Here is a 14,313-nt window from a genome sequence, read left to right as displayed (position 1 = left end):
AGGGAATGGACAAGTGTCCAGATTCTTGGGATGAGGTGACATGGTGCTCCTGGCCGATGGCGACAGTGATCTGTTCATCGACGGAAAGTTGATTCCCGGAGGTGCCGGGCGGTTCCCGACGGTGAACCCGGCCACGGAAGAGGTGCTCGGCACCGCGGCCGACGCCGACATCGACGACATGAGTCATGCCATCGAGGCAGCGCGCCGTGCGTTCGACGAGACCGGCTGGTCACGGGATGTGGCTCTGCGCGTGCAGTGTCTCCGTCAGCTGCGCGATGGCATGAGAGCTCACATCGAGGAATTGCGAGAGCTGACCATCGCCGAGGTGGGGGCGCCTCGAATGCTGACCGCCGGTGCACAGCTCGAGGGGCCGGTGGACGATCTGCGATTCGCCGCAGATACCGCGGAATCCTTCGATTGGAACACCGATCTCGGTATCGCCGCGCCCATGGGCATCAAGACTCAACGCACTCTCGCGCGTGAAGCCGTCGGGGTGGTCGGGGCGGTGACACCGTGGAACTTTCCTCATCAGATCAACCTCGCCAAGGTGGGCCCGGCGCTGGCCGCCGGCAACACCCTGATACTCAAGCCGGCGCCGGATACCCCGTGGTGCGCAGCGGTGTTAGGTCGAATAATCGCCGAGCACACCGACTTTCCACCGGGCGTCTTCAACATCGTCACCTCCAGCGACCACCGCATCGGTGCGCAGCTGTCGACGGATCCCCGGGTGGACATGGTGTCGTTCACCGGCTCCACGGCGACCGGGCGTGCGGTCATGACCGACGCCGCCGCCACCGTCAAGAAGGTATTCCTGGAACTCGGCGGCAAATCGGCGTTCGTCGTGCTCGATGACGCCGACCTCGCTGCGGCCTGCTCGGTCTCCGCATTCACCGCGGCCATGCATGCGGGCCAGGGATGTGCCATCACCACCCGGCTTGTCGTACCGCGCACACGATACGACGAGGCGGTGCAAGCGGCCGCCGCGACGATGGGCTCGCTCAAGCCGGGGGATCCCACCAAACCGGGAACGATCTGTGGGCCGGTGATCTCGGCCCGCCAGCGTGACAGGGTCCAGTCCTACCTGGATCTTGCTGTCGCCGAGGGCGGCTCATTTGCCTGCGGAGGCGGACGGCCAGAGGGCAGGGACCGTGGATTCTTCATCGAACCCACCGTCGTCACCGGGCTGACCAACGACGCACGTGTGGCGCGCGAAGAGATCTTCGGTCCGGTGCTCGTGGTGATCGCCCATGACGGCGACGACGACGCCGTGCGGATCGCCAACGATTCACCGTACGGACTGTCCGGGACGGTGTTCAGTGGAGACGACGAGCGCGCGGCGCGAGTGGCATCCCGGCTGCGAGTAGGAACGGTGAATGTCAACGGCGGCGTCTGGTACTCCGCCGACGCGCCCTTCGGCGGCTACAAGCAATCGGGTAACGGCAGGGAAATGGGCGTCGCCGGTTTCGAGGAGTACCTGGAAACCAAAGTCATTGCAACGGCAGTGAAGTAGGAAGGATCACAACGTGAGTTCGACTGGGCAGTTCGAGGGCAAGGTCGCCATCGTCACCGGTGCCGCGCAGGGCATCGGTGAGGCGTACGCGCATGCGCTGGCACGCGAAGGTGCGGCGGTGGTGGTCGCCGATATCAACGCCGAATTGGGTGAGGGCGTCGCCAAGCAAATCGTCGCCGACGGTGGCAAGGCCATCTTCGCGAGTGTCGACGTCTCCGATCCTGATTCGGCAATAGCCATGGCGGACAAGGCAGTCACCGAGTTTGGTGGCATTGACTATCTGGTGAACAACGCGGCGATCTACGGCGGTATGAAGCTCGATCTGCTGCTGTCGGTCCCGTGGGATTACTACAAAAAGTTCATGAGCGTGAACCAGGACGGGGCGCTGGTGTGTACCCGGGCCGTGTACAAGCACATCGCCAAGCGCGGAGGTGGCGCCATCGTCAACCAATCCTCCACGGCGGCTTGGCTGTACTCGGGCTTTTACGGGTTGGCGAAGGTGGGCATCAACGGTCTGACGCAGCAGCTCTCGCGTGAGCTGGGTGGTCAGAAGATTCGCATCAACGCCATCGCGCCAGGGCCTACTGACACCGAGGCGACCCGCGGTACCGTGCCGGAGCAGTTCCGCAGCGAGCTCGTCAAGAACATCCCGCTGAGCCGCATGGGCACCGTCGACGACATGGTGGGCATGTGCCTTTTCCTGTTGTCAGATAAGGCTTCCTGGATCACCGGCCAGGTGTTCAACGTCGACGGTGGACAGATCATCCGGTCATGACGCAATCTGCCCTCACACTGGGGTACATCGGTCTGGGCAATATGGGTGCGCCCATGGCCCAGCGACTTGTCGACTGGCCCGGCGGTCTGACGGTCTTCGATCTGCGGACTGAGACCATGGCGCCGCTCGTCGAGGCCGGCGCACGCGCCGCGGACAACCTGGCCGATATCGCCGCTGCCGACCTCATCAGCGTCACCGTGCTGGACGACGCGCAGGTGCGTGAGGTGGTTGGGGAACTCGCGCCGAGAGTCAAGCCGGGCACCATCATCGCCATCCACTCCACCATCAGTGACACGACTGCGGTGCAGCTCGCCAAGGAACTGGCGCCCCAACGGATTCACGTCATCGACGCACCGGTGAGCGGTGGCGCCCCCGGCGCCCACAAGGGCGAGCTCGCCACCATGGTCGGCGCCGACGACGAGACGTTCGCACGGGTCAAGGAGCCCTTCTCAAAGTGGGCGTCGCTGGTGATTCATGCCGGTGCCCCGGGTGCGGGCACCCGAATGAAGCTGGCGCGCAACCTCCTACATTTCGTTGCCTTCACCGCGGCAGGGGAGGCGCAGCGCCTGGCCGAAGGTTGTGGCCTGGATATCACCGATCTGGGCAAGGTGGTGCGTCACACGGACGCCATCACCGGTGGGCCGGGCGCCATCATGTTGCGGGATACCACCGAACCGGTGACAGCGGACAGCTTCTGGCACCCGATCTTCACGCATGTGCGCGGTCTCGGTGAAAAGGATCTGAGCCTGGCCCTGGCGCTGGGCGAAGAGCAGTCCGTCCAGCTACCGCTGGCCTCGTTGGCCCGTGAGCGACTGGCCGCGAGTCTTGGTGTGCCACATGAGGAAGGGGCAAGTAATGGATGAGCTGCGCCGCAAGGGCCTGGACAAGATGAAAGAGGTCTACGGCTGGGACATGCCCGACCTGCCCGGCGACTACTTCAAGTACACCGCCGAGCATCTCTTCGGCACTATTTGGGATCGCCCGGAGCTGTCGATGCGTGATCGTCGACTGCTGCTCCTGGGCGCGGTAAGCGCCCTGGGGCTCGACGAGATTCTGGAGATCCAGACGGGTGCCGCGCTCAAGAACGGTGAGCTCACCGATGGCGAGCTGCGTGAGGTCGCGCTGTTCATCACGCACTACGTGGGGTGGCCACTCGGGCAACGGGTCAATAAGCATGTCGAGATGGCCATCGCCAAACGCGCGAAAGAGTCAAAGGGTGACTAGCCGATTCGCCTCGCTATCCCAGGGCCAGTTGGCGGTCCTGGTTCCGGAGCTACTGCTCATCGGTCAGCTGATCGATCGATCTGGAATGGCCTATTGCATACAGCATTTCGGGCGGGAGGAGATGCTGCAGGTCGCCATCGAGGAGTGGGCGTCATCGAGTCCGATCTACACCCGTCGCATGCAGAAGGCACTGCGGTTCGAGGGCAACGATGTGATCACCATCTTCAAGGGTATGCAGCTCGACATCGGGGCTCCGCCACAGTTCATGGACTTCCGTTACACCGTGCATGACAGGTGGCACGGGGAGTTTCACCTTGACCACTGCGGTGCGCTGCTCGACGTCGAACCGCTCGGACCCGATTACGTGACGGGCATGTGCCACGACATCGAAGACCCCACCTTCGATGCGACGGCCTTTGCCACCAATCCGCATGCGCAGGTGCGCCCGATTCACCGGCCGCCACGCACGCCCGCAGACCGGCATCCGCATTGCGCGTGGACGGTGACCATCGACGAGTCGTATCCGGCGGTGTCCGGAATCCCGGCCCTGCACGTCGTCGGGGCATCGATAGCTGCCGGTTGGGAATTGGGCGGAATCGATCCGGCCGACGTGGGAGCCTCCGACTACGCCGGACCGCTGCTGTCCGACCTGGACTTCGGGGCGTTCTCACATTCGGCACTGGTGCGGATAGCCGACGAGATCTGCCTGCAAATGCATCTGCTGTTTCTGGGGTTCTCCATCGCGGTGCGTAAGCGGGCGTCCGATGCGGAGCTGGCCCGCACCGTGTGCACCCAGCAGCTCATCGGGCTCGCGGGCGTCGCGGCCGCGCGGATCAAGCACGCGTTGCAGATGCCGGACGGCATCGAGGGTGTGCTGCGGGTGCTGGAACTGCATCCGTTGTTGAGTCCCGTCGGATATGTGAACGCCGAGATCTCCGGCGGCCAGCTTCATGTGTGGCCGTCGCCCGCGCACGAGGATGCTGCCTGGATCTCGCTGTGTGGCCCCTCCGAAGTCAGGCCGTTGCAGGCCATTGCGACGGCGGTCGATCCGCATATCGGTGTGCAGGTGGCGGGAGACGCAGCGGATTGGGTGGCCTCGTTCGTCGAGCATGAGGGCGTTGACAAGCAACTGCCCGAGGTGATGATCGCCAATGTCAGCGGGGGGTCACGGTTCGTCTTCGAGCCGCGCAAGTCGCTGCCCCTGACGGTGGTCTGAGGCGCCGATGGCAAAGATCTCGAAAGGCGCCGCCCGGGTTCCGGTGCGGGTGCAGACCGCGAACGGCGTGGTGGAGGGCTTCCGCGATACCGGTGTGCATCGCTTTCGCGCCATACCGTACGCCGAGCCCCCGGTGGGTGCATTGCGTCTGCGCAGCCCGGCGCCCGCGCAACCCTGGGCTGGGGTGCTGCCCTGCGATTCCTGGAAATCGGCGTCCCCGCAGAAACGTATCTACGTACCGCTCTCGATCAATAGGTTCCAGGCGGTCAGCGAGGACTGTCTGACGGTGAACGTCACCGTCCCGGATGAGACCTTCGGGGAGGCTCTGCCGGTGATGTTCTACATCCACGGCGGCGCCTATGTTTTGGGCAGTTCCGCGTTGGCCTTATACGACGGCGCCGATCTTGCGCGGCGCGGCTGTGTTTTCGTCTCGGTGAACTATCGGGTAGGGGCCTACGGGGCCATCGACCTGTCCTCGCTGTCGGATGATCGGCACACCATCGACAGCAATCTGTACTTGCGCGATCTGGTGCTGGCGCTGCAGTGGGTGCGCGACAACGTAGCGGCCTTCGGCGGAGACCCAAACAGCGTCACGATCTTTGGAGAAAGTGCCGGGGCACATTGTGTCCAGATGCTGTTGACCGTTCCGGCGGCCGCCGGGCTGTTCCAGCGCGCGATCTGCCAGAGCACGCCCAGCGGAATGATCCACACCCGGGATGAGGCGGCGGCCACAGCGCGCCGGCTCGTCGAGTATCTCGGTGTCGACATCCGCAGCGCCGCCGGGGCGGTCGTCAATGCCAGGCCGCGTGATCTCGTGCGGGCGACACACCGGCTGCTCACCGCGAAAACCCGGGAGTCGACCTTCTCGCTGGGTGTGGGCCCCAGCATCGACGGTGAGGTCGTACCCGATGACCCGATCGCGATGATGGAATGTGGTGAGGCGCATCGGGTCCCACTCATCATCGGGTACAACGCGGAAGAGGCCCGGTTGTTCAACCGACTGTTGACCCGGGTGATGTCGTTGTCCCGGTTCGACGCACGTGCTGTGGCGGGAACTCTCGGTGCCCTCGGCCCCGAGGCTGCGAAGCGGGTGATCAGTTCCTACGAGGGCTATCCGTCCAAGGCTGCTTTGGTGCGTCTCTTGGGGGACGCGATGTTCGGCTCGGAGGCCTGGCGCGTGGCGCAGGCGCACAGCCATCACTCGTCGGTCTACTTCTACCGGTACGACTACGCGCCGCGCCCGTTGCGGCGTTTCGGGCCGGGGGCTGCCCACGCGACGGAACTGTTCGCGGTGTTCGGCCTCTTCAAGCGCTGGCCCGCGTTGGCCGGGAAAAGAGATATGCAGGACGCGTTGGCGCTCACCGAGGACATTCAGAGCCGTTGGCTCGCGTTCTCACGCACGGGCATCCCGGGCACCGAATGGCCGGTCTACAGGGAGCCGGAGCACGCCGTCATGGTGTTCGACCAGCATCGGCGTATCGACCTGGACCCGCATCGTGTGCAGCGGGAGTTGTGGCGCGATCTCAGCCGCGCAGCCTGAGCGGTCCTCGCGGGAACTTGCCGGGAGACTGCTGCTTTGACGGTCAATGCCGCTGCTCAGGATGAATTCGACCGCCAGCTCGCCCATCTGACTGAACGTGGATACCCAGTCGACGACTGCGCCCCGGAGCTTCGTACTCGGGTCGCTGATCTCCCGCCGTCCACCGTCGATCCCGCCGATCACATTCCGTTCATCTTCGTCGTCACCGGAACCAGCTACGAGCAGACGGCGCCGTTGATGAGCCTGAATGGGCGCAACGTTTTTCACGTCATGGATGACGGCGACGCCGAGGTGTACCAACCGATCGTGGACATCCCGGGTCGGGCCTACCTGCTCTCCGATATCGACACCGGGAGCGAGTTCTGCGATGTGACACCGGAGCGGGCACTGGAGACGATCACCGCGCGCACGCTCTCCGCTGACGATCGATGAGGGCATCATTCTGGTGATGATGCGGTCGGGCATGTTGCGCAAGAACAAGTGCTTCTCGCTGGCCGCCTCGCGGGGGAAAGGACAGCGGGTGCCCGCGATCTGGATATCCGATCGGCGCCCGAAACTCGGATGGTGCTGGGATCGCAATCCGCATACCTGGTTGGGCACCGCCTCATGCGGTGCGAGGGTTGCCCTTGGGTCGCTTCGTCGCGGTCACTGGATGTGATCAACGCGCACCTGTCACACTATAAGTAATGGTGGCGATGTCGGCACTGGTTTTCGGACTCAGCTGGTGGCTGGGTCTGTATCTGCTCGCGCGCAATCCCCGCAAGCCCGTCCTGGTCCTCGCCGCGATCGGACTGATCGGCTACTCCGTTGTCGTCGCACTCGACGCCATCCGGGTTACTCCGGGATCCGATGCCGAACTGCTGGGCCGCATCGAGGTTTTCACCGCAATCATCCCGAGCGTCGCCTGGCTGCTGGTGCTGCTTGAACTCACCAACACCGGGGATCGGTGGCGTGATCGCGCCGCGATGGCCATCCCCGGTGTCGTCCTGGCGGTCGTGCTGCTGGTGGGGGCGTCGCTGGCCGGAACCATCGCCGGTCCCGCCCAACTCGGGCACTGGATCATGTTCTGTGCCAATGGGACCGCCGCCATCGGTGCGGCGATCTTGTTGTTCCGCCGACGTGCCTCGATACCCGGTTCGGCGCGGGGCGTCGTCCTGGTCGCCACCATGTTCTTCACCCTCGGCGACGCGCAGCTGATCATCCCGCTCGGCATCCTGCCGAGCTGGCTGGCGTTGGCGTCGACAGGTTTCGATCTGGTATTGCTCGGTCTGGGTGTGGCGCTCTGGGACGCCTTCGACGAGGGGCAGGCCCTGCGCGGTGACATGCTGCGTTCGTTCGTCGCCTCCATTCTGGTCGGGGCATTGTTCGGCGCCCAGGCCATGATCGGCATCGCCGTCGTCGGTCAATCGGTCGCCCTGGTGGTCCTGTTGTTCACCAGCGTCGCCCTGGCCATCTGCATCCAGGTGCAATCGGGCCCCTTCGCCGACTTCCTTGACCGCCTGGCCTTCTCGCGCTCTCCCCAGCTGCGCCACGATCGTTCCGAGCTGCGTAACACCGAGGCCGCACTACCGCTGAAATCAGCATCGCCCATCGACGGCGTCGACGACGAAACGTTCACCCGCCTGACTCGCCGGGCTTTGAGCCATTATGGCGACCTGGCCAAACTCGTCGCCAGCCCGCTGACATCGCTGCCCGCCATCGATGAACGCCTCACCGATCGTGGCGCCTCCGATCAGCCTGTCGAGCGTGCCAACGAGCTCAGGGCGGTGCTTGCCGAATCCATCTCACGGCTCAAGCCGCGGGAGGACGGGGATTTCGGCACCACCGATCAATGGCGCTACTACAACGCGCTGTACTTCCCGTACGTCATGGGCGTGCGGGCGTACGCGCAGGGTGCGACCGCCGCAGGACTGGACCCGGTATCGCGTCAGGCGTGGCAGTGGCTGGTCACCGAGGTGCCGCAGCGTTCGTTGCACAACTGGCAGAACGCCGCGGCCAAACTCATCGCCGCGGATCTGCGCGCACGGACCGTCCCGGTGCCCAATGGTGTTCGCACCAACGGTTCATCACCAGTTTCGCGGTAGCCGTCCCCGTTCGCGCCGCCAGCCCGCGTGGCTGCCCGGATGCCATCTCCACGATGTCGGGATGAAGGGCCACACCAGTGGCACGGCGCGCAAAAGCGCGCGGTAGGCCGTCTCGTCCGCCAGGTTCCAGCGGATCCCAAAACGCTTGCGTACCTGGGGCGGCAAGCCGCCGTAGATGGTGAGTCTCAGCGGTGGCGCCAACGCCATGCGCATCGGTGCGGTGGGCAAGGCGAGTTTCGCGGCGGGCTTCAGATAGGGCGCCACCGGTAGGTACGGGGACTTGCTCATATCGGGGACGGCACGTCCCTCGATGACCTTCATCAGATAGTCGGCCGCAGGGTTGGGGGCGAGCACCTCGTCGCAGTATCGATCCCACTCCTGTTGGAACGCGTCTCTATTCGGTGGCAGTGGCTGCTCACTCATCGCGTACCGGCGATACCATTCGACACCCTCTTGGTAGAGCTGCTCACGTTCGGCGTCGGTGAGCCGGTAACGGGAGTACCTGTCGATGGTCTGTTCGACCATCACCTGAAACGTCGCATGGGCCCACCAGAAGGTCGTCGGGTTCAGCGCGTGATACCGGACGCCGTCGGGCTGGATGCCCTTGATGTCGCGGTGAAAGTCCCGCACCGTCATGCCGGTGCCGGCCGCGGGATCGTCGTACACGGTGCCAAGGATCGGGGGTAACGAGCGGAACACCCTGTCCACGGGGTCTGCGAAGAAGTTCGAGTGCTCGATCAGTGCGTAGCCGATGGCGGGATCCATCGTTTGCAGGAGCCCGGCGGTGCCGCCGGTGAGGGCGATGCGCATATCACCGGCCCAGCGCCATAACAATGAACGACTGCCCAGCTGAGCACCGGGTGCGATAGAGATGACATCCGCTGTTGTCATCCTCAGATGATGGCACAGCGCGCGACGAATTTGGCAGGAATTGGCAGTGCCGAATGTCGAGATGGCAGTGCATGAGCGGCAATGTGGGTCGTGCCAGCTTTCGCACAGAGCTTTCTCCCAAGGAGTCCCCAATGTCCATAGCTTCAGAGAACGCCTCGGTACTTCGCACACGCTTCGCCCAACCCGACTCGCTCCTGCGATTTGGAATCGGCCTCGACGGCATCGCCACCGGTGCGGTTGCCGTCGTCCTCCTGATCGCCGCGAAATGGCTGGTCGAGCCGCTCGGTCCCTCGCTGGGATTTCAGGTGGCGCATGCCGCCGCCCTCATCGGATACGGGGTGCTTGCGTTCGTCTTGAGCCGAGCCGACAGGTCCAAGCTCGGCACGATCGGCGTTGTCTACATCGCCGGCAACCTGTTGGCGACCGCGCTCTACGTGTTGGCGGGCGTCATGACATGGGTGCCGCTGACCACCGCAGGCGTGACTCTGTGCATCGTGTTCGGTATCTACACCGCCGTCATGGCGGACATCCAATTCCTCGGACTACGGCGCCTGCGCTCCGCGTAGCCGCCCACATGCTCACCCGATTCCGAGGTGAGCCGGTGCCGGGCCATCTATTGGGTGGCCCGGCACCAACATGTCTAGACCGGGGTCAGCGGCAAGCGCAGCGCGCCGGCTGCGGACTCCGGAACCGTCGGACGGTTGGGCTGCACCGGGAAGACGCGCTTGTAGGGCGAGCCCAGCGCCGGCCGCGGATCGAGCTCACCCTTGTTGGGCCAGAACGCCATTGCGCGTTCGGCTTGGGCGGTAATGGTGAATGACGGATTCACCCCCAGGTTGGCCGAGATCGCCGAACCATCGGAGACATACAGCCCGGGATATCCGTAGACCCGTTGGTACGGATCGATCACGCCGGTCTCGGGAGAATCACCGATGGGGCAGCCGCCGATGAAATGCGCCGTCAGCGGGATGTTCATCGAATCCAGGTGGGTGCTGCCCGCGTATCCGTCGACCTTCTCGGCCATTCGGCGCGCGACATCGTGCGCGACCGGGATCCAATCCGGATTCGGTTCTCCCGAGCCCTGTTTGGTGGTCATCTTCTTGCCGAACAGCCCGCGCTTGAGATAGGTGGTCAGCGAGTTGTCTAACGACTGCATCACCAGCACGATGATGGAGTGCTGCGCGGCGCGGTAGGGGAACATTGATCGGAACACCATGGCAGGGTGCCGCACGTTGGCCAGCCAGGTGCGCGCGAAACGCCACGGGCCGCCGTCAACCATGTTGGTGCCCAACATGCTGAGGAACGTCGAGCCTTCCCCATATCGGACCACCTCGACATGGGTGTTGGGTTCAGGGTGGATCGACGAGGTAATGGCGACGCCTTGCGAGAAGTCATCGCGGGTGGGGGAATAGACGATGGGCACGGATTCGGAGTTGGTGCGTGTCTGTTCGCCCAGACGATCCGACAGGTTGGGCAGCGACCCTGAATCCTTGAATTTGTGCAGCAGCCGCTGGGTTCCCAGCGATGCCGCCGAGAACACCACATGCTGTGCGGTGAACGTGCGCTTCTTCTTGCGTACCAGCCGCCCGGTCTGTTTGGTGCTGACCGCATAGCCGTCACGATCCTGCAGGGGCCGCACGTCGAGCACCTCGGTCAGCGGATGTATTTCTGCGCCAGCGTGTTCCGCGAGATACAGGTAGTTGGTCTCGGTGGTGTTCTTGGCGTTGTGCTTGCAGCCGGTCATACAGGCCGCACAGCCGATGCACCCGGCGCGTTCGGGGCCGGCGCCGCCGAAGTACGGATCCGGCACGGTCTTGCCGGGCTCGTCGCCGAAGAAGACGCCCACATTGGTGGGGTGGTAGGTGTCCTCGACGCCCAGGTCCTTGGCCACGGCCAGCAGCACCTCGTCGGGAGGGGTCGTGTGCGGAGTCTGCGCGACTCCGAGCATTCGGCTGGCCTGGTCGTAATAGGGCGCCAGTTCGGACTTCCAGTCGGTGATATGCGCCCATTGCTTATCGGTGTAGAACTGCTCCAGCGGCTCATACAGGGTGTTGCCGTAAATCAGCGATCCACCGCCCACACCCACCGCGCTGGCGATGAAGGTCTTGCCCAACACGGTAAGTCGCTGCGGTCCGAAGCACCCGAGCGCGGGTGCCCACATCGCCTTGCGAACGTGCCAGTTGTTAGGGGGAAAATCCTCGCGTTTCCAGCGTTTCCCCATATCTAGTATGCCGACTCGGTAGCCCTTTTCGGTGAGGCGGAGGGCCGCAACGCTCCCACCGAAACCGGACCCGATGACGACTACGTCGTAGTCATAGTCCATGGCGGTCAACCTACTGGTTGGTCGTGAGCTGTGGGGTGAAATCAGCCTTGCGCTTGGGCTAACGCGGCGCGCATCTTCTCGTGTAGCAGATTGATGGCCTGCAGCGGACGGATCATGACCTTGAACTCCACGATCTTGCCGGCATCGTCGCAGGTGATGATGTCGACTCCGTTGATGTACTTGCCGTCCACGGTCGCCTCGAACTCGAGTACCGCGGTGTTCCCGTCCAGGACTTCCTTGGTGTAGTGGAAGTTGTTGTCCGGTCCGGCAAGCGTGGCGAAGGCGGCCAACAAGTACATGGCGGTGATCTGCTTGCCCTGCTGCGGGGTGAACACCACGGGGGAGTAGAAGGCCGCATCCTCTGCCAGCAGGTCGTTGAGCGCTTCCGGGTTGGCGCCGGAAATGATGCCGTGCCAGGTTTCAACCACGTTGTTGATCATGCGCCGAATATACCATTCGGTCTACTTCGCGCAAGACGACCTATAGCTTGCGCAGGCGCAGCCGGTTGATCGAGTGGTCGGCATCTTTGCGTAGCACCAGCGTCGCGCGTGGCCGGGTCGGCAGGATGTTCTCCAGCAGGTTCGGCAGGTTGATCGAATGCCAAATCTCCTGTGCGGCAAGGGTTGCTTGCTTATCGGACAGCTTGGCGTAGTGATGGAAATGTGAGGAAGGATTTGCGAATGACGTGGAGCGCATCGCGAGGAATCGGGAGATGTACCACTGTTCGATGTCTTCGATGCGCGCGTCCACATAAATCGAGAAATCGAACAGGTCCGAGACCATCAGCGTCGGGCCGGTTTGCAGTACGTTCAGGCCTTCAAGAATCAGGATATCGGGTTGCTGCACAACGTGTTTCTCGTTCTTGATGATGTCGTACAGCAAGTGCGAGTACACCGGGGCGGTGACCTCATGCGCCCCCGATTTGACCTCGGTAACGAATCGCAGGAGTCCGCGCCTGTTGTAACTCTCAGGAAAGCCCTTGCGGTGCATGATGTTCCGTCGAGACAGCTCGGCATTGGAGTAGAGAAATCCGTCGGTGGTCACCAGGTCCACCCGGGGATGGTGGTCCCAGCGCGCGAGCAGTGCCTGCAGTACGCGGGCCGTTGTCGACTTGCCGACCGCGACGCTGCCCGCCACTCCAATGACGAAGGGGACGAGACGGTCCGGGTGTTGATCCCCGAGGAAGGTGGCGGTGGCGGCGAACAAGCGCTGCCGGGCGGCCACCTGGAGATGGATGAGACGAGCGAGCGGCAGGTAGACCTCGGCGACCTCGGTCAGGTCGATCTGTTCGCCCAGACCGCGCAGGCCGATGAGCTCTTCCTCGGTGAGGACCAGCGGCGTGGATTTACGCAGCGCGCGCCACTGTTTCCGGTCGAACTCCACATAGGGGCTCGGCTCGCTCAGCCGCGGCATCGATGCGCCGCTCGCAAGAAGGAAGAGTGCGTGGATGGGCCGCTTGCGCGAAGACCAACACTCATAGTGGCAAGTCTTGCAGGAACCCTTCGTGAACGCGGCACTAGGGTTGTGTGACATGGGCGATAACGGCGCATCGAAGAATGGTGTCGTAACCGAATACCTGCTGCTCGGGCTGCGATTTGACCGCATCGAAAGTGGCTACGTCGACTCGTTCACGGGCGACCCGGCGCTGCGGCAGCGTGTCGAGAATGAGCCCACTCCCAATCCGGCCGACCTCGCACGGCAGGCGAGTGCGCTGCGCGGAGAGCTGGCCGCCAGCGACCTGGACGGGGTGCGTAAGGCGTTCATCGACACCCACCTGAAGGCACTGGCCTGCGCCGGGCGCAAGTTCGCGGGCGAGGACATCGGATTTGTCGACGAAGTGCATGACTACTTCGATGTGCGCATCGCGAAGGGCGACGAGGAGCGCTATGAGCAAGCGCATGAGGCCCTCGATTCTGTTCTGCCGGAGGGCGGTTCGCTGCTGGAACGGAAAACCGCCTATGACCGGTCTCAGGAGATCGACCCGAACCGCCTGCAGGAATGTGTGGACGCTTTCTCCAGTGCACTGCGTGACCGGGTGCGTGCGGAGTTTCCGCTGCCCGACACCGAGACGGTGACCTACGAGGTCGTCAGCGACAAACCCTGGTCGGGGTTCAACTACTACGAGGGCAACTACCGCTCGACGGTCGCCGTCAATTCCGATCTCAAGCAGTATCTGAACAACGTGCCGGCTCTGATCGCCCACGAGTCCTACCCCGGGCACCACACCGAGCACTGCCGCAAGGAAGCCGGCCTGGTGCACCTGGGAGACCAGCAGGAACAAACCATCTTCCTGGTCAACACGCCGCAGTGCCTGATGGCCGAGGGGCTCGCCGATCTCGCTCTCTACGCGGCCGTTGGTGAGGACTGGGGGCTGTGGGCCCAAGAGATCTACGCCGACCTCGGGCTGCGCTTCGACGGCGAACAAGCCCAGGCCATGGGGCAGGCACGGGCCGGGCTGATCAACGTGCGCCAAGACGCGGCGCTGATGCTGCATGACGAGCACCGTGACGTCGAAGACGTGATCGCATTCCTGAAACGCTGGCTGCTGGTCCCCGATGAGCGTGCCCGGCACATGCTCAAATTCCTGTCCTCGCCGCTGTGGCGGGCATACATCTCCACCTACGTCGAGGGCTATCAACTGTTGAAGGGGTGGCTGGATCGTCGTCCGCCGGAACAGTCCCTCACGACCCGCTTCGGGCGGCTGCTGGACGAGCCCCTGGTGGCGTCCACCTTGGTATAGGCGCCTACTA

The 14,313-nt window shown here is 63.9% G+C and carries 13 protein-coding genes and 1 pseudogene; 10 read left to right on the top strand and 4 right to left on the bottom strand.

Annotation, left to right across the window (positions count from 1 at the left end; genetic code table 11):
• Positions 1-40: 40 nt before the first annotated feature.
• The 8 genes and pseudogenes from B4383_RS19805 (at position 41) to B4383_RS19770 (ending at position 8,349) form a co-directional block, all read left to right on the top strand.
• Positions 41-1,510 carry an aldehyde dehydrogenase gene (locus B4383_RS19805; RefSeq protein WP_078292900.1) on the top strand — a complete coding sequence of 490 codons (1,470 nt, stop codon included), beginning with the start codon at positions 41-43 and terminating at the stop codon, positions 1,508-1,510.
• 13 nt (positions 1,511-1,523) lie between these two features.
• Positions 1,524-2,285: an SDR family oxidoreductase gene (locus B4383_RS19800; protein ID WP_078292899.1), complete on the top strand. Its 762-nt coding sequence runs from the start codon at positions 1,524-1,526 to the stop codon at positions 2,283-2,285.
• Entirely contained in the window at positions 2,282-3,148 is an 867-nt protein-coding gene (locus B4383_RS19795; protein WP_078292898.1) for an NAD(P)-dependent oxidoreductase, read from the top strand. The genes B4383_RS19800 and B4383_RS19795 overlap by 4 nt, the downstream gene beginning before the upstream one ends.
• Positions 3,141-3,509, top strand: a complete 369-nt coding sequence (locus B4383_RS19790; protein ID WP_078292897.1) for a carboxymuconolactone decarboxylase family protein — start codon at positions 3,141-3,143, stop codon at positions 3,507-3,509. The genes B4383_RS19795 and B4383_RS19790 overlap by 8 nt, the downstream gene beginning before the upstream one ends.
• Positions 3,502-4,725: a hypothetical protein gene (locus B4383_RS19785; protein WP_176126701.1), complete on the top strand. Its 1,224-nt coding sequence runs from the start codon at positions 3,502-3,504 to the stop codon at positions 4,723-4,725. Before B4383_RS19790 ends, B4383_RS19785 begins: the two co-directional genes overlap by 8 nt.
• Before the next feature lie 43 nt (positions 4,726-4,768).
• Positions 4,769-6,265 (top strand): carboxylesterase/lipase family protein, encoded by a 1,497-nt coding sequence (locus tag B4383_RS19780; protein ID WP_078292967.1) that lies wholly within the window; start codon positions 4,769-4,771, stop codon positions 6,263-6,265.
• Between the two features lie 36 nt (positions 6,266-6,301).
• Positions 6,302-6,923 (top strand): annotated as a pseudogene (locus tag B4383_RS19775) (DUF5701 family protein).
• A gap of 28 nt (positions 6,924-6,951) precedes the next feature.
• The gene (locus B4383_RS19770) at positions 6,952-8,349 is read left to right on the top strand and encodes a hypothetical protein (protein WP_078292895.1); all 1,398 of its coding nucleotides are present in this window, start codon (positions 6,952-6,954) and stop codon (positions 8,347-8,349) included.
• Here the strand turns inward: B4383_RS19770 and B4383_RS19765 are convergent.
• Positions 8,332-9,240, bottom strand: a complete 909-nt coding sequence (locus B4383_RS19765; protein WP_078292894.1) for an oxygenase MpaB family protein — start codon at positions 9,238-9,240, stop codon at positions 8,332-8,334. The genes B4383_RS19770 and B4383_RS19765 overlap by 18 nt on opposite strands.
• Before the next feature lie 131 nt (positions 9,241-9,371).
• On the opposite strand from B4383_RS19765, the gene B4383_RS19760 reads away from it, so the two are divergent.
• The gene (locus B4383_RS19760) at positions 9,372-9,806 is read left to right on the top strand and encodes a hypothetical protein (protein ID WP_078292966.1); all 435 of its coding nucleotides are present in this window, start codon (positions 9,372-9,374) and stop codon (positions 9,804-9,806) included.
• 74 nt (positions 9,807-9,880) lie between these two features.
• Here B4383_RS19760 and B4383_RS19755 read toward each other — a convergent pair whose 3' ends face one another.
• Genes B4383_RS19755 through coaA form a run of 3 tightly spaced genes read right to left on the bottom strand, consistent with a single transcriptional unit; the run spans position 9,881 to position 12,976 of the window.
• Positions 9,881-11,563 (bottom strand): GMC family oxidoreductase, encoded by a 1,683-nt coding sequence (locus B4383_RS19755; RefSeq protein ID WP_078292893.1) that lies wholly within the window; start codon positions 11,561-11,563, stop codon positions 9,881-9,883.
• A gap of 41 nt (positions 11,564-11,604) precedes the next feature.
• On the bottom strand, positions 11,605-12,003 hold the full coding sequence (locus B4383_RS19750; RefSeq protein ID WP_078292892.1) for a nuclear transport factor 2 family protein: 399 nt from the start codon (positions 12,001-12,003) through the stop codon (positions 11,605-11,607).
• A 40-nt stretch (positions 12,004-12,043) separates the two neighbouring features.
• Positions 12,044-12,976, bottom strand: a complete 933-nt coding sequence (gene coaA / locus B4383_RS19745; RefSeq protein ID WP_078292891.1) for a type I pantothenate kinase — start codon at positions 12,974-12,976, stop codon at positions 12,044-12,046.
• 118 nt (positions 12,977-13,094) lie between these two features.
• Here coaA and B4383_RS19740 point away from each other — a divergent pair, with 118 nt between their 5' ends.
• On the top strand, positions 13,095-14,303 hold the full coding sequence (locus tag B4383_RS19740) for a DUF885 domain-containing protein (protein WP_078292890.1): 1,209 nt from the start codon (positions 13,095-13,097) through the stop codon (positions 14,301-14,303).
• The last annotated feature ends 10 nt before the right edge of the window (positions 14,304-14,313 follow it).

The organism is Mycobacterium sp. D16R24, from assembly GCF_002013385.1.
Classification (GTDB): Bacteria; Actinomycetota; Actinomycetes; order Mycobacteriales; family Mycobacteriaceae; genus Mycobacterium.
Note: the sequence above shows the minus strand (reverse complement) of the source record. Positions and strands in the feature narration are given on the sequence as shown.